The organism is Aquipluma nitroreducens (assembly GCF_009689585.1).
GTDB classification, from domain to species: domain Bacteria; phylum Bacteroidota; class Bacteroidia; order Bacteroidales; family Prolixibacteraceae; genus Aquipluma; species Aquipluma nitroreducens.
The window spans coordinates 1,497,947-1,517,158 of the sequence record NZ_AP018694.1 but is presented as its reverse complement, the minus strand read 5'-3'; the positions used below and the strand labels follow the sequence as shown (position 1 = coordinate 1,517,158).

General features: G+C 39.4%; 16 protein-coding genes. 13 read left to right on the top strand and 3 right to left on the bottom strand.

What is annotated here, in order from left to right:
* Positions 1-126: 126 nt before the first annotated feature.
* Positions 127-2,298 carry a bifunctional alpha,alpha-trehalose-phosphate synthase (UDP-forming)/trehalose-phosphatase gene (locus AQPE_RS06340; protein WP_318350212.1) on the top strand — a complete coding sequence of 724 codons (2,172 nt, stop codon included), beginning with the start codon at positions 127-129 and terminating at the stop codon, positions 2,296-2,298.
* 110 nt (positions 2,299-2,408) lie between these two features.
* Positions 2,409-3,479 (top strand): mechanosensitive ion channel family protein, encoded by a 1,071-nt coding sequence (locus tag AQPE_RS06335; RefSeq protein ID WP_318350211.1) that lies wholly within the window; start codon positions 2,409-2,411, stop codon positions 3,477-3,479.
* Here AQPE_RS06335 and AQPE_RS06330 read toward each other — a convergent pair.
* Positions 3,466-5,259, bottom strand: coding sequence for a glycoside hydrolase family 15 protein (locus AQPE_RS06330; protein ID WP_318350210.1), 1,794 nt, complete (start codon positions 5,257-5,259; stop codon positions 3,466-3,468). The two genes, AQPE_RS06335 and AQPE_RS06330, sit on opposite strands and share 14 nt — an antisense overlap.
* Positions 5,260-5,664: 405 nt before the next feature.
* Between AQPE_RS06330 and AQPE_RS06325 the strand changes: the two genes are divergently transcribed.
* The 4 genes from AQPE_RS06325 (at position 5,665) to AQPE_RS06310 (ending at position 9,801) form a co-directional block, all read left to right on the top strand.
* Positions 5,665-6,171, top strand: coding sequence for an RNA polymerase sigma factor (locus AQPE_RS06325; RefSeq protein ID WP_318350209.1), 507 nt, complete (start codon positions 5,665-5,667; stop codon positions 6,169-6,171).
* On the top strand, positions 6,168-7,583 hold the full coding sequence (locus tag AQPE_RS06320) for a hypothetical protein (RefSeq protein WP_318350208.1): 1,416 nt from the start codon (positions 6,168-6,170) through the stop codon (positions 7,581-7,583). Before AQPE_RS06325 ends, AQPE_RS06320 begins: the two co-directional genes overlap by 4 nt.
* Positions 7,584-7,744: 161 nt before the next feature.
* The gene (locus AQPE_RS06315; RefSeq protein WP_318350207.1) at positions 7,745-8,503 is read left to right on the top strand and encodes a hypothetical protein; all 759 of its coding nucleotides are present in this window, start codon (positions 7,745-7,747) and stop codon (positions 8,501-8,503) included.
* An 8-nt stretch (positions 8,504-8,511) separates the two neighbouring features.
* Positions 8,512-9,801, top strand: coding sequence for an LVIVD repeat-containing protein (locus tag AQPE_RS06310; RefSeq protein ID WP_318350206.1), 1,290 nt, complete (start codon positions 8,512-8,514; stop codon positions 9,799-9,801).
* 124 nt (positions 9,802-9,925) lie between these two features.
* On the opposite strand, the gene AQPE_RS06305 is transcribed toward AQPE_RS06310, so the two are convergent.
* Together AQPE_RS06305 and AQPE_RS06300 are read right to left on the bottom strand one after the other, a co-directional pair.
* Positions 9,926-10,159, bottom strand: a complete 234-nt coding sequence (locus AQPE_RS06305; protein ID WP_318350205.1) for a hypothetical protein — start codon at positions 10,157-10,159, stop codon at positions 9,926-9,928.
* A gap of 70 nt (positions 10,160-10,229) precedes the next feature.
* Complete coding sequence (locus tag AQPE_RS06300; RefSeq protein WP_318350204.1) at positions 10,230-10,358, bottom strand: hypothetical protein; 129 nt, start codon at positions 10,356-10,358, stop codon at positions 10,230-10,232.
* A gap of 202 nt (positions 10,359-10,560) precedes the next feature.
* On the opposite strand from AQPE_RS06300, the gene AQPE_RS06295 reads away from it, so the two are divergent.
* The 7 genes from AQPE_RS06295 (at position 10,561) to AQPE_RS06265 (ending at position 19,116) form a co-directional block, all read left to right on the top strand.
* On the top strand, positions 10,561-11,493 hold the full coding sequence (locus AQPE_RS06295) for a lytic transglycosylase domain-containing protein (RefSeq protein ID WP_318350203.1): 933 nt from the start codon (positions 10,561-10,563) through the stop codon (positions 11,491-11,493).
* A gap of 7 nt (positions 11,494-11,500) precedes the next feature.
* A complete protein-coding gene (gene uvrA / locus AQPE_RS06290) occupies positions 11,501-14,365 on the top strand; it encodes an excinuclease ABC subunit UvrA (RefSeq protein ID WP_318350202.1) in 2,865 nt (954 codons plus the stop codon).
* 30 nt (positions 14,366-14,395) lie between these two features.
* Positions 14,396-16,060, top strand: a complete 1,665-nt coding sequence (locus AQPE_RS06285; protein ID WP_318350201.1) for a nucleoside kinase — start codon at positions 14,396-14,398, stop codon at positions 16,058-16,060.
* Between the two features lie 536 nt (positions 16,061-16,596).
* Positions 16,597-17,145, top strand: a complete 549-nt coding sequence (locus AQPE_RS06280; RefSeq protein ID WP_318350200.1) for a UpxY family transcription antiterminator — start codon at positions 16,597-16,599, stop codon at positions 17,143-17,145.
* A 368-nt stretch (positions 17,146-17,513) separates the two neighbouring features.
* On the top strand, positions 17,514-18,113 hold the full coding sequence (locus tag AQPE_RS06275; protein WP_318350199.1) for a superoxide dismutase: 600 nt from the start codon (positions 17,514-17,516) through the stop codon (positions 18,111-18,113).
* 210 nt (positions 18,114-18,323) lie between these two features.
* A complete protein-coding gene (locus tag AQPE_RS06270; protein ID WP_318350198.1) occupies positions 18,324-18,899 on the top strand; it encodes a superoxide dismutase in 576 nt (191 codons plus the stop codon).
* Positions 18,900-18,939: 40 nt separating this feature from the next.
* Positions 18,940-19,116, top strand: coding sequence for a hypothetical protein (locus AQPE_RS06265; RefSeq protein WP_318350197.1), 177 nt, complete (start codon positions 18,940-18,942; stop codon positions 19,114-19,116).
* Positions 19,117-19,212 lie beyond the last annotated feature (96 nt).

Sequence of the window (19,212 nt, the reverse complement as noted above, 5' to 3'; positions counted from 1 at the left end):
GTTGATTTTAGCCCAGATGCTTACTTAATTTTATTAACTTTAGAGAAATTGATTTTAGCCGGTACTGTTTTATAGTCATTATTTCTTTGATTTTAACCGGCTTTTATTCTCCAAAATAAGCAAAAAATGGCACTGTATATTATTTCAAATCGGTTACCTCTAAAAGTGAGCAAACCGGAAAATGATTTCGTTTACGAACGTAGCGAGGGTGGACTTGCAACCGGTTTAGGTTCGTTGAAAGATTTCGAAGAAAAGAACTGGATTGGATGGCCTGGAATATTTGTCGATGAAGATCAGGATAAAGATCAAATCAGAGCTGGATTATTGTCCGAAAATTTCTTCCCTGTATTTCTTTCGGAAGCACAGATTAGCGATTACTATGAAGGCTATAGCAACACGGTGATCTGGCCTTTGTGCCACTATTTTTATACCTACATTCAGTACGAATCCAGATTTTGGGAATCCTATCAGGAAGTTAACCGGTTGTTTTGCGAAGAAGCGGTTAAGCTTATAAAACCAGACGATAGGGTCTGGATTCAGGATTACCAGTTAATGCTTTTGCCGGCTATGCTTCGCGAAAAAATTGAAGGAATCAGTATCGGTTATTTCCATCATATCCCTTTCCCATCATACGAGTTGTTTCGTGTTCTTCCGGAACGTGCCGAAATCCTAAAAGGACTTTTGGGCGCCGATTTGATTGGATTTCATACCCACGATTACATGAGGCATTTTATCAGTGCCGCCTATCGCGTTCTTGGGCTTGACTGCAATTTAGACGAAATTAATGTTGGTGAGCGAATGGTGCATGTTGATGCCTTCCCTATGGGCATTAACTATGAATTGCACTACAATGCTATTTTAGATGAGAATGTCCAGCAAATGGCGAATAAGTTCAGGGAAAATTTTGGCAGCCATAAATTAGCGCTTTCAGTCGACCGACTCGATTACAGTAAAGGAATTCTGCACAGATTGAAAGGGTTTGCACTGTTTCTTGAAAACCATCCGGAATACAGGGGCGAGATTTCGCTCGTGATGGTTATTGTGCCCTCGCGCGATCAGGTGGATATGTATGCAGACTTGAAAACTAAGATCGATGAAATGATTGGTTCTTTAAATGGTTTATATTCAACTCTTAATTGGAGTCCGGTTTATTACTTCTACCGTGGATTCCCTTTTGGGGAGCTGATGGCTTTGTATCACATCGCTAATTTTGCATTTGTAACTCCTTTGCGCGATGGGATGAATTTAGTTGCCAAGGAATATGTCGCTGTAAAGCGAGACAATCCGGGCGTATTGGTTTTGAGTGAAATGGCTGGAGCCGCAGCTGAATTAAAAGAAGCTTTGATCATTAACCCGAATGACATTGATGAAATTGAAGGTGCTTTTTTGGATGCTTTAACCATGCCTGAAGATGAAAAGGTAAGGCGAATGGGCAAAATGCAGAAGACCGTATCGAAACAAACAGTAAATAAATGGGCCCGCGATTTTGTAAAGGAATTGGTTGCCATTGAGAAGAAAAACCAATCACTTCAGGGGAAAAAAATTGGAACTGAATTGACAGAAACAATTTACCAACTCTATAAAACCGCGAAGAAGAGGCTGATTATTTTGGATTACGACGGAACTTTGGTTCCAATTGTAAAAAATCCGGATATGGCGATTCCGGGATACGTATTAATTGAAACCTTAAAAGAGCTTGCGGCGGATAAGCAGAATACGATTGTTATTAGCAGTGGCCGAAATACAGATTTTTTAGATAAATGGTTTGGCAACTATGGCTTTGATATGGCCGCTGAACATGGCGCGTACTATAAAGAATATGGCGTTTGGCAAGCAAGTGTTCGGAACTTATTTCCCGAGGACGAAGAGGTTTTAGACATTATGCAACAAATTGTGGATAAAACGCCTGGCTCGATGATTGAGAAAAAGAAAACAGCCTTGGTTTGGCATTACCGCAATTGCGACAAGTGGTTGGCCGAACTTCGAGAAAAACAATTGATTAATGCCCTGATGATGCCCTGCTCGCGCCTGAATCTTCAGATTATGAGGGGAAACAAGGTAGTAGAAGTGAAAACCATAGGGGTGAACAAAGGTACCGAAGCTACACGACTGTTGGGTCGTGACAATTATGATTTTGTGATGGCTATGGGCGATGATATTACCGATGATGACATGTTTCATGCTTTACCTGCTGAAGCCATCACGATTAAGGTTGGTTCAATTTCCGATCATGCACGGTTTAGCTTGGCGCAAAGCGACACTATATCTTTTCTTAAAAACTTGATCTTAAAAGCATAGTAATTCAGGATTTAAAAAAGGCAATTTTCGAGGAGAGACGAAACCCGATATATTCAGAGATATCCAAGTTAGAGCACAGATAATTAGATTAATAACTTAAATATTTTAGAGTGAATAATTCAGTTAACACCATAAACTTTACAGCAATCTTTCTGATGGTTGTTGTGATTGTAGTTTTTCTTTTTGCGTACTTTTTAATTTATAAACGGCTAAAGATTTATACTCGAAAAACGGTTAATCAATGGGATGATTTTGTGTTGGATGTATTTAAAATTCCGCTGCTTTGGATTTTGGTGTGGATCATGATTAAATCTTTTGCCCATTTGTTCCTGAAAGATCTAACTTTTTTCAAATATTTAATCCATGTTAACAATATCGTTCTGATCCTTTCGGTTGGATGGCTACTGATTAAGTTTGTGAAATTGGGTGCTTATTTGTTGAATAAAAAGCTTGATGTGAAAGCATCGGACAATTTACATGCAAGAAGACGACTTACCCAGCTGACTGTTTTTCAGAATATTGCTGATACAGTAATCGTAATTCTCACGATCTCGGTTGTCCTGATGACTTTTGATGGAGCAAAAGCCGTTGGGACAAGTATATTGGCTTCCGCAGGAGTTGCTGGGTTAATTGTCGGGTTTGCAGCACAGAAGAGCATCGGGATGTTTTTGGCCGGTATCCAAATTGCCATTACGCAACCCATTAGCTTGGATGATGTGGTAATCGTTGAAGGAGAGTGGGGCAGGATTGAAGAGATTACGCTCACGTATGTGGTGGTGAAAATTTGGGATGAACGCCGCCTAATGTTGCCAGTTAATTATTTTCTTGAAAAACCTTTTCAGAATTGGACAAGATCGAGTGCCGATATCATGGGAACCGTCTTTTTTTATGTAGGGTACGACCTTCCTGTTCAGTCGATTCGGGATTTTGTCCCTACCATATTGAAAGGTAATCCGAATTGGGACGAGCGTGTCTTCAATGTGCAGATTACCAATACCAACGAGTTATATAAAGAGATGCGAATATTAGTCAGCAGCGGCGACGCTTCAAAAAACTGGGACTTACGCGTTGAAGTCCGTGAGAAAGTTATCGATTTTATTCAGGCCAATTATCCCGATTGTTTTGCAAAGGTTCGCCTGAATCATAACAACAAATTGGCATTTCAGGCTAAGGACGAATAAACTGAGACAAATGGCGTTCATCGGTAAATAAGGTCGCTGTGTTTATTAAAGCCAGATGTGAGTAGGCCTGGGGGAAATTTCCCAACTGCCGTTTTGTTTCAAAGTCGAGATCTTCGCTGTATAATCCCAGGTGATTTGAGTACCCTACAATCTTGTTGAAAATTTCCAAAGCTTCATCGGTATCACCCGTCACATAAAGTGCACGAATAAGCCAGAAGGTGCAAATGGTGAACGAAGACGACAATCGTCCAAAGTCGTCGGCATTGATGTAACGGTACATTAATCCCTTGTAAAAAAGCTCTTTTTTAATGGCTTGAACTGTTTTTTTGTATCGCTCATCGGTACCCGAAATGAAGCCATATTCTTCCATCAACAAAAGCGAAGCATCCAAATCTGTTTCATGATAGGTTTGAGTGAAACTTTGCATTTGCTCGTTCCAACCGTTTCCCAGAATGTCTTTCTTTATCCGGTCGGCCTCCTTTTTCCATTTTTTCGCATATTCTTTTAGGTTCAGTAATTGGGCAATTTTAACACCACGGTCGAGTGTGACCCAGCACATCACTTTGGAGAATACGAAATGTTTGTCGGAGTTGCGGATTTCCCAGATTCCATTGTCTGGGTTTTCCCAATCGGCAATCACTGCCCTGATTATGTTTCTCACAACCTCCCAAATGTCTTCAATTTCGTCCAGTGTTCCGGGGAAAAACTTGTAATACTGATAAATAACATTCATCAGGTAACCATACACATCGTTTTGCTTCTGGTAATAGGCTGCATTTCCAATTCTGACTGGTTTTGAATTTTCATATCCTGATAAATGCGGTAGCTCTTCTTCATATAGAATGCGTTCGCCCCTGATTCCGTACATGATCTGAAATTTGTCCTCCTTTGATTTCAGGATACCCTTGATAAAGGTCATAAAGCGACGGGCTGCACCGTAGTGTCCCATGTCCATCAGTGTTTCTATCGACATGGAAGCGTCGCGAAGCCAGCAAAAACGATAATCCCAATTGCGCACTTCACCAATGGTTTCAGGAATGCTGGTTGTTAAGGCAGCTAAAACAGCGCCGGTTGGGTGAAACGACATCAGTTTCAGGACCAACATACTTCTGGCAATGATGGCGTTATGTGTTTTAAACTTTTTGGAGCGGTTTACCCAATTGAGCCAATATATTTTTGTGCGGTTGTATTCAAGACTTACCCGTTCGATGTCAATATTGATTAACTTTTGGTTATTCGATAAGAGAATAAACTGGTCATTTTCAAGTGCAATTTCTTTCTTTCCAAGAATTAAGGCATATTGAATGCTCGTGTACAGATAAACACAATCCAAAGGATCATCGATTGATTGACTCTTGATAAATCGTTTGCCAATGTGATGGGTAGCCTCCTTTGCAGCGTATTTCATTTTCGGGTTATAATTTACCCTGAAAGTAGGTTTGCCCGATAATAGTTTGATGTATCTGTATATCTCGGGAGGAAGATAATGATTGACATCATCAAGTTTATAGCGGGGCATAAAATCAATGACTTCAAAACTACCTTCGTCTGACGTGAAAAGAGTACTTAGGATATTGGTATTTTCGACATATTTTTGCGTGATCGAGTATTTCTCGGAGACTTCAAAGCCAAACTCGCCGCCTTTCTCAACATCGAGTAGCTTTGAAAAGATTGATGGTGAATCGAAATCAGGAAAACAAAACCACTCAATGCTCCCTTTTTCAGATATAAGTGCCGCACTCCGGCAATTTCCTACAACTCCATAATTCAAATTCTGCATGTTCTTTTTATTCGTGGTAATTTCCCTAAATGTATGCAGTTTTAACAGATATAAAAAAGAAACGGTTCATATGATTTGGAATCTTAATATACAGAATGCTCTTATAACGGCTACTTATCTGGGCATTTCGCTGTTGAAATCAGAATAAATCCAGCGATTAATTTTTGTACGCAACCATTTTTAAGTAAATGTCATCTATAAGGCGGTATGTAACTTTTATGGAATGTGGCTATACGGCATCATCCAAAAATTTGCAAAGTACGAGTTGTGATGAAGGAGACAAAAAGTTGCAGATTACCTGAAGTTTGCGGCAAAACAACTAATTTTGATCGAAAGAACTGAAACTGGACTTTGAAGGAATTTGAACAGCTAATAAAAGATTGTATTGCCGGTAACCAGAACGCTATGGCAAAATTATACCGTCAGTTTGCACCAAAAATGTTTGGAGTATGCCTTCGGTATGCCAAAGATTCAACCGAGGCTGAAGATAATTTGCAGGATGGCTTTGTTAAGGTTTTTAATAACCTGAAGTCTTTCCGAAACGATGGTTCATTGGAAGGCTGGATTAGACGGATCATGATCAATGTTTCGCTTGAAAAGATCAGAAAACAACATCTGATGTACCCTGTTGAAGACGTCGCTATTTATGATTCAATTAATTATTCAGACGATGTGATTGCCAAAATTTCGGCTGACGATCTGATGAAATTGATTCAGGAATTGCCGCCCCGTTACCAATTGGTTTTTAACTTGTATGTGATTGAAGGTATGTCTCATCAAGAAATTGCCGATGAAATGTCGATCACACAGGGAACCTCTAAATCGAATCTGGCGCGTGCCAGAGATATACTGAAAAAGAAAGTTCAAGAGAACTTTGGTGAAATAAATGCCAAAAACAATTATACGGCATGAGGAAGGATAGAAATTTGGACGAATTGTTTCGCGACAAGCTCCTGAATTACGAGCAGGAACCGCCTGCATATTTGCTTGATAAAATACTTTCGGCAGTTGCAGGAGAACGTCGGAAAAAGAAATTGATTTTTTGGAGAGTGGCCGGAGTTGCTGCTGCTCTGTTGATTGCATTTGTCGCTGGTTGGCAGTTGAATGACGGAGATTTTCCGGAAATGAAACAGGCTGTTGTTGTTGAACAGAGTTCCACTTCGACAAAGTCCCCTGAAACTCATATTCAGTCAGAAAAAGTAACGCCAGCTCAAGAGATAGCACCAGCAACGACATCACTTGCAAGCAATGTGGTTAACTCTGCGTCGCCGAAAACTCAGTCCAGGTCAATAGATCTAAATTCAGAATCCGTAGCAACAACCATGGCCTCCCAATCTACGCCGATCGCCACAAACAATGAATCGTTGTTGATGAAACCACTGAAAAGCCTTTATCGAATGATCAAACCGGAGAATGAAAATTCAAATACACTTCAGGCGATGAAAAGCGGTGAAAATTCTCCGGTACTGATTCAAAAAACAATTGATCAGCAGATTATGGAGCTAAATAAGAAAATACTCACTGCTGAAAATACATCGGAAGAAAAAGCACGCTGGTTAGTTGGAGCTCAGGTTTCGCCGGAATATAACGTTTCGCGGGGAAGCCAATCGCGGTCATACGCCAGTAGTATGTTACGTACTTCATCTGCCAATCAGGTTGATTTGGGTGGAGGAATATCAGTGGAATATAAAAAAGGTAAACGATGGAGCTTGCAGAGCGGCGTCTATTATTCCGGATTGGGGCAATCTTCAGGGAACTCATCAAGCTCAGGCGGCAAAGATTTGCAATATGCTACCTTGGGTTCGAATTATTTCAACACGCCGGTAAGTATGGCTCCCAATTCGAACCGAATGAGTATGAACAGTAATGCGGGGGTGATCGAATTAAGTAAAATTCCTTCAGGATTGGTTGTGGGTAATTCGCTGGAAGATAAAACCCTGAATTCGGCAGTAATTGTTTCGTCAACTAACTTCATTCAAAATTTTGACTACATCGAGATTCCACTTTATTTGCGGTACACCTTAATTGACGCCAAATTTGATGTTGTTATGCTCGGTGGATTTAGTTCGAATGTTTTAGTTGGTAATCAGATCTTTGTTGAAGATTCTTCGGGAAAATCGCTGGTTGGAAAAACCAAAGATATGGAAACCTTGAATTACAGCGGAACGCTTGGGCTAGGCATAAAATACGAACTATCGAATCGCCTGTTTCTAAATGTTGAGCCACGCTTGAAATATTACCTGAATTCGCTGAACAGCAACTCGGAAGTTACCTATAAGCCTTATACAATTGGTGTTTTTACTGGATTGAGCTACGAGTTTTAGTAATCACTAGTCATCAAAAATCATTTGCAATGTATTTCATTGTCATCAATAGCCTTTATTGATGACGATTTTTTGATTTTGAAACTTGAATTCTGGATTTCTTCTTTTTCCTGCGCAACCTTTTGTTCAGTCAACTCATCTTTATTGAAAACCAAAACGACATGAAGCAAATTCTCATTCTGATTTTGACTGGATTAATTCTGGTTCCGGCTTTCGCTCAGAAAAGTAAAAAAGACATCGTTTACCTGAAATCAGGAGGAATCATTAAAGGCCAATTGATCACACACGATCTTGACATTGTAAAAATTAACTCAGCCGGAAACGAATGGGTTTTTAAAATTGCTGACGTCGACAGCATTTCGAAATATTCGAAAGCTGTTCGCGAACGGAATCCAAATCAAAATTATTTCTTTGATACTTCTCTGGGAGTTTTGTTGGGTAACTCCGGAAATAGCCAGAAAGCACCATTTTCATTTATGACATCGTTTAACTACAAAGTTGCGGATAAATTATATTTAGGAGCTGGACTTGGTGCTGAATTTTTGGATGAAACTTACATGCCTGCCTTTGCGCAAGTTCAGTATAAATTCCGGGAGACTCGATTCACTCCGTTTGTTAATCTGCAGGTGGGTTATCAGGTTCCTCTTGAAAAAGAAAGCCGTCAGAATTTCAACAATTACTATGTTGATTATTCTTCGTCCTACTGGCCGGGCTACCAAACAAATCAGAAATTGGATACTGAAGGTGGATTTCTTATTAATCCTTCATTTGGGTTTCAGCGGCATACGTCTGATAACTTTGGTTGGTTTTTCGCTTTTGGTTATCGTTATCATCAACTAAAATATTCAGGAGATAATGGTTACAAGCTCGAAACCAATTTTTCTCGGCTTTCGCTTAAAATCGGATTCATCTTTAATTAATTACAGCCATGAAGCAAACGAAACATATCTTTTCGGTATTGGTGCTCTTACTGGCCTTCTCATCTGCCTGCACCGACAAGGTTTTTGAAACTTTTAATGCAAATTCGCCTATTTACATGAGCTACAGCGATTTGCGTTCGGCTGTGAAAATGAACACTGCACAAAAACTGAATAACCCTGGGAAAATTTATTTCAAGGATAATTTTATTTTTATCAATGAGAAAATGAGAGGTATTCATGTTTTTGATGTGAGCGATCCAAAGAATCCGCAGAATAAGGGTTTTATTGAAATTCCGGGTAATGTTGACATTGCCATTAAAGACAATATTCTTTATGCCGATAGTTATGTCGATCTGGTTGCGATTGATGTATCCAGTTTTTCTGCCATGAAAGAAGTTGGCCGTGTTGAAAAGGTTTTCCCATACACTTTGCCAACATATGATACCAAATACCCTGTTGCCAGGTTGGATGAAACGAAAGGTGTGGTAACCGCATGGGAAGTAAAAAGTGTTCGTCAGGAACTGGAACAGCGCTATTATCCGATTTATTACAGTGCTGCATATTACGCTATGGATAAGGCATCTGGATTAAGTAATGCTGGTGGCGGAATAACCGGGGCATCCTATGGCGTAGGTGGAAGTATGGCTCGGTTTGGATTGTATAAAGACTTTTTATATGTAGTGAACCAGAGTAGTTTGTTAACGTTTAAACTGAATTCGAATTCGCAGGTTACGCTTTTGAGCACTAATTACGTAAACTGGAATGCAGAAACCATTTTCATTACCGACAATCACATGTTTCTGGGAACTCAGAATGGTTTGATTGTCATGACACTTGAAGTTCCTGAAAAGCCTGTTCAAATTGGCAATTTCGCACACATGACCTCTTGTGACCCGGTGGTTATAAAAGGCGACCTGGCATTTATCACCTTAAAAGGCGGTTCAACTTGTCGTGGCGGAACCCTCAACCAATTAGATATCGTCCAGATGAGCAATAGTTATTCCAAATTCACGTTATTAAAGTCGTATCCGATGTTTGGTCCTCAAGGCTTGGGGATTGATGATGATTTGTTGTTTCTCTGTGATGGCGATGCCGGGCTCAAAATTTATAATGCTGCTGATCCACTGGCTATTACTCAAATTGCAATTTTTCCATCGATCAATGCTTACGACGTAATTCCGATGAATGATTATCTGTTTATGATTGGTGAAAAAGGATTTACGCTTTATGATTATTCAAATATTCAGGATATAAAGCAAATTGGGTTTATTCCTGTCGAAAAGTTCTATGCTGATTAGTGAATTTTTATGTTGTGATTTCATAAATAGCCCGAATTTAAAATAATTTGGCACAATTACTGTAGTAAGAAAAATATAACGGTCCGCAATACGTGGGCAACTGTTGAACTCTGTGGTATCCTCTTCATAAAAAAGCCAAACGACCTTTATCGTCTGGCTTTTTGTTTTTACAATCGTTTCCAGGCTCATCAATTATTTCATCGCCAAAATTATTATAAACTCTTTCAAAGACCCGATTATCCGATGCGATTCCAGAGAGATACGTTCTGACTCCGTTATTGACTTGGAGGTATAAAACGTTTTCTCTCATGTAAACGATTCGATAATCGTTGCCACCTTCAGAATCTTTCATTTTCATTTTGATAATTATATTTCTCAAATTGTTCTCTGATTTTACAGAAGTGCTATCAGACGAAATTACATCGACTTTATTTGGAGAAAATTGTTTCAGGTTCCAGTTCTTTTTCTTCCGCAGTGATACCCATCAGGAATGTGCGCCAAGCTTTTGGTGTAATATTGGAAGCCGGAAATACACCAAGTTGTGTCGGGAATTGCATGATCAATATACCATCCTCGTACAAATCCTTCGTTCCTTCAACAGGAGAATCGTATTGGTTGCTATTCAGAATTAATTGGCCTTTGGTCGCAGTTGATATAAAATTATTGTCGGTTGAAATTTATTTAATAAATCACATGCTTTGTTGACTGAGGAATTTAATTCCGCTATTTTTGCGAATTGTGAAATTTTGAAACCACATTATGAATTTTAAGATATCTCCACTGGTTCACAGACTTATTAAAGCGCTTCCAGTTTTGTGTATATTACCATTTACAGCATGCTCAAATTCGCGAAGCCAGCTTCCGGATTCGTTGGGAACCCATTTATTCACCTCAGTTAAGCTTCCTGAAAAACTCACTTTTGCCGGTGAAGATGTGCCCATGGATTATTTCGATGTTCGGGAAAGTCTTGACCGTGAATTATTGTCCACAGTTTATTTTCATTCTCAGACGATCAGGTACCTTAAAAATATGCCGCGCTATTTCTCTATCATAGAGCCTATTCTGAAATCGAATGGTGTTCCTGAAGATTTTAAATACTTGTGTGTGGCCGAAAGTGGATTTGATCCAAAAGCATATTCGCCGTCAAAAGCCGCGGGTTTCTGGCAATTGCTTGAATCAACCGCCAAAGAGAATGGTTTGGAAGTTAACTCTGACGTTGATGAGCGCTACCACATCGAAAAATCAACCGAAGTGGCTTGTCGCATGTTCAAATCGGCCTACCAGAAATATGGAAGCTGGGCATTAGTTGCTGCCTCGTACAATGGTGGCAGGTATGGTTTAGATCAGAAAATTGCCCAGCAAAAGGTTAAAAGTTACTACGATTTGCTTTTTGTTGAAGAAACTACCCGATATGTTTTTCGCATTCTGGCGCTCAAAATGGTAATGGAAGATCCGGAAGAATATGGTTTCAAGGTTGATAAAAAAGACCTTTATCCGATTATTGAAACTAAAAATGTTGAAGTGAAGAGTTCGATAGCTGATCTTGCCGGCTATGCTATTAATAAAGGAATTAATTATAAAATTCTGAAAATGTTTAATCCATGGTTGAGGGATACCATGCTGAAAAACCCTACCAGAAAGACCTATATTTTGAAGATACCGGAAACGGGTTTCAGAACCAAAACGAATTAAAGATCAAATGCAGAAAGCAGATAATATTCATACTCCTGAAAACCAGACTGAAGAAGAAGGATTAATTGTAGTGCATGGTGCCCGGGTACACAATTTACAAAATGTTAATGTCGAAATTCCGCGGAATAAACTTACCGTTATCACAGGATTGAGCGGTAGCGGAAAGTCATCGCTGGCTTTCGACACCATTTATGCTGAAGGGCAACGCCGGTACATCGAAACGTTTTCCGCATATGCGCGCTCCTTTCTGGGAAATATGGAAAGACCCGATGTCGATCTGATTACCGGTTTGAGCCCAGTCATCGCCATCGAGCAAAAAACGACCAATAAAAACCCGCGCTCAACGGTTGGCACGGTTACTGAAATTTACGATTTCCTACGACTTTTATATGCCCGTGCCGGCGAAGCATTTTCATACAATACCGGCGAGAAGATGGTGAAATATACCGACGATCAGATCTTGAATCTGATCAAATCATCGTTCTCCGGTAAACGAATTTTAATACTTGCACCTGTTGTGAAAGGGCGCAAAGGTCACTACCGCGAGTTGTTCGAGCAAATCCTGAAAAAAGGTTTCCTGAATGCCCGGATTGATGGCGTGGTCACTGAGTTGAAAGCAGCCATGCGGCTCGATCGGTATAAAAATCACTTCATCGAAATTGTGATCGATCGTTTGCTGGTTGACGAAGCCAGCGATAAACGGCTGCACGACTCGCTGCAAATTGCAATGCGAAACGGTCATGGAATCTGCATGATTCTCGATCACGACAGTCAGGTGGCCAAATATTACAGCCGTCAATTGATGTGTCCAACCACAGGTATTTCTTATAACGAACCAGCGCCGCATAATTTTTCGTTTAACTCGCCACAAGGAGCCTGCCCAAAGTGCAACGGTTTGGGCATGATTAGCGAAATCGATCTTGAAAAAATTGTTCCTGATAATACCAAAAGCATCCAAAACGGTGGGATTGCTCCGCTCGGATCGCACAAAAACACACTGGTTTTCTGGCAGATTGAAGCTTTGGGTGATATGTTTGGTTTTACCTTGAAAACTCCCATTAAAGATATTCCTGAAGACGGACTGAATGCCATTCTTTTTGGCACCAACGAACGAATTCAGTTGAAAAATTCGCCACTCGGGGTTTCCATGAATTACATGATGACATACGAGGGAGTGATCAAATACATTGATGCGCAGAAAGATGACAATCCTTCGCAGAAAGCGCAGAAATGGGCCAATCAGTTTGTACGCGAAACTACCTGCCCGGAATGTAACGGACAACGGTTGAAGAAAGAATCGCTTTATTTCAGGATTGATAACAAGAATATTTCGGAATTAGCCGGACTCGATATTTCAGAATTAAGTCAATGGCTCGAAAATCTGGAAGATCGGTTGAGCGACAGGCAACGAAAAATAGCTGTTGAAGTTGTTAAGGAAATTCGCGACCGTATTCGCTTTTTGTTGGATGTTGGCCTGAAATATCTGTCTCTTGATCGAACTTCAAGAACATTATCCGGGGGTGAAACGCAGCGCATCAGGTTGGCCACACAAATTGGTTCGCAGCTAGTGAATGTGTTGTATATTCTCGACGAACCAAGTATTGGCTTGCACCATCGCGACAACCTTCGGCTGATCAACTCGCTGGAACAATTGCGCGATACGGGCAACTCGGTAATTGTGGTTGAGCACGACAAAGATATGATGATGAATGCCGATTATGTGATCGACATGGGTCCGTTTGCCGGGGTACACGGCGGTCATGTGGTGGCAGCCGGTACTCCCGAAGAAGTTCTCAAAGCAGGAACCCTGACCTCAAAATATCTTTCAGGTGAAGCACAGATTGCTATTCCTGGGAAAAGACGGAAAGGAAACGGCAAGATACTTTCATTGAAAGGCTGTACCGGTAATAATCTGAAAAATGTTTCAGTTGATTTTCCATTAGGCAAAATGATTTGCATTACCGGCGTTTCGGGTAGTGGCAAATCCAGTCTAATCAACTCAACATTGCAACCCATTCTGAGCCAACATTTCTACGGTTCGCTTAAAGATCCGCTTCCGTATTCAGAAATAATAGGATTGAGCAATATCGATAAGGTCGTTCAGGTCGATCAGTCGCCGCTTGGGCGCACACCGAGAAGCAATCCGGTTACCTATACCGGTGTTTTTTCTGACATCCGTAACTTATTTGCACAATTGCCTGAAGCCAAGATTAGGGCATACCAGCCCGGGCGGTTTTCGTTCAATGTAAAAGGTGGTCGCTGTGAAGATTGTCAGGGTGGCGGGTTGAAACAAATTGAAATGAATTTTTTGCCTGATGTTTATGTGCATTGCGATACTTGTAATGGTCGTCGTTACAATCGCGAAACACTGGAAGTTCGCTACAAAGGAAAATCCATTGGTGATGTGCTGGATATGACCATTAATCAGGGAGTTGAATTTTTTGAACACATTCCTTCGATTGCGCATAAATTGAAAACCATTCAGGATGTAGGTTTGGGATACATTACTCTGGGACAATCGTCAACAACACTTTCGGGAGGTGAATCGCAGCGCGTAAAACTTGCAACAGAGTTGGCCAAAAAAGACACTGGTCAAACCATGTACATTCTCGATGAACCGACCACCGGACTTCATTTTGAAGACATCCGTGTTTTGCTTGAAGTGCTTAATAAGCTTGTTGACAGAGGAAATACAGTAGTGGTAATTGAACACAATATGGATGTTATCAAAGTATCAGATCATGTGATTGACATCGGTCCGGAGGGTGGAAAAGAGGGTGGAAGAGTGGTCTGTTTTGGAACCCCTGAAGAGATAATATTAAACGCGGAATCTTTTACTGCTAAATACCTTAAATTAGAAATGGGTCTTTAATCAAAATCTGAATCTTCAACCTTAATAAATATGAATACAATCGATATCTACTGCGTCAATACAGGCGAGAAACGAGTTTACCCTCTGGGAATTACCCTTGAGGAAATAAAAGACGACTTCAAGGTTAAATTGGATAATCCAATTCTTGGAGCATTGGTCAATAACAAGGTAAAGGAACTTTCATTTGTATTTGTCAAGAATAAAAAAGTAGAATTCATCGATTATACACATCCTGATGGACTTCGTTTATATGTGCGATCATTGTTTTTTATACTGGTTGCTGCAGTGAAAGAAGTTTTTCCGGAAGTGAAATTAAAAATGATGCATGGTATTTCGCGTGGGTATTATTGTGAGTTGGCCGGATTGGATCGGGTTATAACTGACTCAGACGTATTTGCTATTAAAAGCGAAATGCAGCAGTTGGTCGACCGGAATATTCCTTTTGAGAAAGTTGGTTTGCCAACAGAAGAAGCAGCGGAGATATGTCGAAAACAAAATCTGCGGTATAAAGCAAAGTTGTTTGAACAGCAGGGTGCCCTCTTCACATACATTTATTTTATGGGCGATCAGGCGAATTATTTCTTTGGACATCAGGTTCCTTCAACTGGTTATTTGAAAGTATTCGATCTTGTTTTGTATTATGATGGATTACTGCTCCGGATTCCAAATCCAGTTAAATTCAGTGAAGTACAACCTTATTCGACGCACGATAAATTATTTGAAATCTTTCAGGAACATAAAGATTGGGCTGAAATTCTGAATGTGCCCAATGTTGCCAACCTCAATGAAAATTCAATGAATGGGTTGAGTGGCGACATTATTAAGATATCGGAGGCGTTACACGAGAAAAAAATCGCGGAAATTGCAAATCTGATTTTTGAGAAGAGAGATCGTGTAAAGATCGTTTTGATTGCTGGACCTTCGGCTTCAGGGAAGACTACTTTCAGTAAACGATTAATGGTTCAACTTGCAGTAAATGGCTTGAAACCAACTATGATTTCGTTGGATGACTATTTTGTTGATCGTGAATTGACGCCTAAAGATGAAAAAGGAGAATACGATTTCGAAGCGATAGAAGCCATTGATATTGAGTATTTTAATAATCAATTGATTCAGTTGTTTGCAGGAGAATTGGTTGAGTTGCCCAAGTTTAATTTTACCATTGGTCAGAAATTTCCTTCAGGCAAAAGATTGCAACTACAGGAAGGCAGTATATTAATTGTTGAAGGAATTCACGGAATGAATCCAGGCTTGATACCTCATATTTCACCAGAGAATACATTTAAAATATTTCTTTCAGCCCTTACCCAGATTTCAATTGACGATCAGAATCACATTTCAACTACTGATAACCGGTTAATCCGACGAATGATACGCGATAGTAAATATCGAAACTATACAGCTCAGGATACCATTCGGCGTTGGCCAAGTGTTCGGGCTGGGGAGGATAAAAATATCTTTCCTTATCAGGAGAACGCCGATATCATGTTTAATTCAGCTTTGATATACGAATTGGCTGTACTTAAAAAATATGCTGAGCCGCTGCTGAAAGCTGTTACTGAAAGTCAGCCCGAATTCAGCGAAAGCAACCGTTTGCTTAAGTTTTTCTCATACTTTAAAGCTATTGATGACCAGGAGATTCCACCAACTTCGCTAATCAGGGAGTTTTTGGGTGGAAGTAGTTTTACTTATTGAGTAATTTATTGCTGCTCAATCATGTGATATTAAGGTTGATATTGTTTTAGGTAGCTTTGGCTATTCTGTTTGTACAAATACGTGGTCGTTATTTTTGAGCTTTGCCAATAACTAAAATAGTTTCATGGATTTAATTATAATCCTTTCGATTAGTTCATTTCTGTTTACACTAAATTAACATGAGCGATTTAATTACTATTGGTGTAATTGGTGGTGGTTTGTATTTTTGTTTTACATAGTTGGCTAATTGCCAGAAGCCTGGGAATTCTTTTTTACTTCTAATTTATTTTATCTATGCCTCATAGAATATATTAATGTTAAATTTTCTGTTAAAATTTGTAAAAATTCTAATTTAGTGCTATTTTTGAATAAAAGACAAAATAGTCTTAAATTTGAATAAATCTTTTATTTAGCATTTATGGCTTGTTAATCAGGCATATACAAATTATTTGAAATCTAATAATTAAATTTGCCTTTTAAATTAATTCTAATTACAATTAGAATCTCGTAATCAAAGATCACAAATAACACGAATTATGATGTTAGAACAGTCAAATTATCAATGGTATGCAGTGTACGTAAGAGCTAATTCAGAAAGAAAGCTTTTCGACAATTTGAAGGAGAAAAATATCGAGTGTTATTTACCCATGCGAAAAGTTTTGAAATATTGGAGCGATCGCAAAAAGTGGGTTGAAGAGCCATTGTTTAAATGCTATATATTCGTCAAGGTTAGTTACAAGGAATTTTTTACGGTATTGAATACTCCCGGAGCAGTTTGTTACATTAGTTTTGGGGGTAGGGCTCAATCGATTCCTGAAAACCAGATTACAAATATTAAAACGTTCCTTGCGCAAAACGAACATGAAATAACCGTTTCTCATGAACGGATTCAAAGGGGTGTTTCGGTTGAAGTCTTGCACGGTTCATTTAAAGGTATAAAAGGCGAGGTCATTAATATTTTGGGACAATCGCGATTGTTAGTGCGTATTGATTCAATGAATTGTAGCCTTTATGCAAACATTGAGAGAGACGAAGTCGTGTTGCTTGAAGAAAAACAACCAGGCAAAGTTAAGGCCCTTGCTTAGAATACTGTCTACGATTTGTTGTCGATAAATATTTATCTGATTTATAAAACTACTCCATGTAATGAGTTCATGGATAATATTTTGAGTTAAATTACTTTCAAGTTTCAGCTTTCGCTGTTCAAAAGCACATTAGCCCATATTAAGTAATTGCGATTTTCCGAAAAGAATAGATTGGTTTCAATTTATTCTTTTTGGAAATGCCGTTTATTGATTTCTACATCTCAGCAATTATTTTTCAATTAGCTTGCTTTTTATAAGTAGAAAAATATTTATTAAAAAAAAACTGTCTTATTTGGAAACAATTTAAATAGATGCTATGTTTGTAAAAGAAGATAAAAGAGTCTTTAATCTTTAAAATTAAAATAAAAATGGCATTCGAATTACAAAAGTTACCATACGCATACCATGCTCTTGAACCATACATCGATGCGCAAACAATGGAAATCCATCACGACAAGCATCATGCTGCTTATACCAACAACTTAAATGCAGCTATTCAGGGCTCAAGTCTTGAAGGAAAAACAATAGAAGAAATTTTGGCTATTATATCGGCTCAACCGATTGCTGTGCGCAATAATGGTGGTGGTTTTTACAATCACAATTTATTCTGGGATGTAATGGCTCCTGGTGGTGCCAAATCTCCGGAAGGTGATTTGAAGAAATTGATCGATCATTCGTTTGGGTCATATCAAAATTTTAAAGAAGCATTTACCAAAGCTGCCCTTACCCGGTTTGGGTCCGGTTGGGCGTGGCTGGTAAAGCAGGGTGATAGTTTGGTGATTTCGTCAACACCAAATCAGGATAACCCGTTAATGGATTTGGCCGAAGTAAAAGGTATTCCGGTACTTGGGGTGGATGTGTGGGAACACGCATATTATTTGAAGTATCAAAATCGGAGACCTGATTATGTTGACGCCTTTTTCAACGTGGTTAATTGGGACGAAGTTGCCCGACGGTTTAAAGGTTAGTTGATTTTTGGTTTTTTTCCGCCCGGTACAGAGGTACCGGGCGGTTTTGTTTTTTAGTACATCTCAGACCTCTGCAAAGTGGGGTTTTCCCTTATTCAGAATAAATCTAAATTACTTCATAAATGCTGATTTAGCAAACCTTTCTATTCCCGTTTCTGTTATCTTAACTGAAAAATCAAAAATCAGTATTTAACCAAAAAGATAACTAAAATGAGTTTTACATTACCCGCATTACCCTATGCCATGGATGCACTTGAACCATTCATCAGCTCCAAAACACTTGAATTTCATCACGGCAAACACCATCAGGCTTACGTCACCAACTTAAATAACCTGATTGTTGGAACTGAATTCGAAAACACCGATCTGGAAACCATCATCAAAAAAGCTGAAGGTGGAATTTTCAACAATGCCGCACAGGTTTTTAACCACACTTTTTATTTCGAACAGTTTTCTGCAACTCCTTCAACTGAACCATCGGGAGCTTTGAAAGCTGCAATAGAAGCTACTTTCGGATCGTTGGATGCTTTCAAGGAAGCCTTCAATAAAGCTGCTGCCACTCAATTTGGTTCAGGTTGGGCCTGGTTAGTGAAAGATTCTGCTGGAAAACTGAGTATTGTTCAGACCAGCAACGCTGGTTGCCCGGTTCGCGACGGATTGACTCCGCTTTTAACCTGCGATGTTTGGGAACATGCCTACTATCTCGACAAACAGAATCTCCGTCCGGCTTACATTGCCGATTTCTGGAAAGTGCTTGACTGGAAGGTTGTTGAAGCACGTTTTTAGTTAGTTTTAACTTTGTACTTTTAACTTTTAACTTGAAAATATGAGCGTAGAAAAAGTATTAGCAGTAATGTCTGCTTCGGCTAAACCCTTGAAAGCTGGCGAAATTGCTGAATTGGCAGGACTGGATAAAAAAGTGGTAGAAAAAGCCATGAATGAATTGAAAAAAGAAGGCAAAATTGTTTCTCCGGTACGTTGTGCCTGGGAAGTGAAAAAATAATCCTGAAAAGGAAATTGGGTAGGCCGCTGTTCATTTGAACCAGCGGCCTTTTTTTGTTTAATCTGAATATGTTTTGGATATTCCATTAACTTTAGA